The organism is Paraburkholderia sp. SIMBA_030 (assembly GCF_046535245.1).
GTDB lineage: Bacteria > Pseudomonadota > Gammaproteobacteria > Burkholderiales > Burkholderiaceae > Paraburkholderia.
Window position 1 is genome coordinate 1 of sequence record NZ_JAWRXB010001845.1, and the last position, 229, is coordinate 229.

1 protein-coding gene is annotated in these 229 nt (G+C 71.6%); it reads left to right on the forward strand.

What is annotated here, in order from left to right; translation table 11 throughout:
* A partial coding sequence (locus SB772_RS46365) for an alcohol dehydrogenase catalytic domain-containing protein (protein ID WP_410839314.1) occupies positions 1-229 on the forward strand: 229 nt, incomplete at both ends.

Below are 229 nucleotides of genomic sequence, written 5' to 3' on the forward strand. Positions count from 1 at the left end.
CTGGTGCGCGTGGTGGCCACCGGCCTGTGCCACACCGACCTGATCGTGCGCGACCAGTATTACCCGGTGCCGCTGCCCGCCGTGCTCGGCCACGAAGGCGCGGGCGTGGTCGAAGCGGTCGGCCCCGCCGTGAAGAACCTCCAGCCCGGCGATCACGTCGTGCTGACCTATGGCGCGTGCGGCCATTGCCAGCCCTGCGCGGGCGGTCACGGGGCGTATTGCAGCCAGT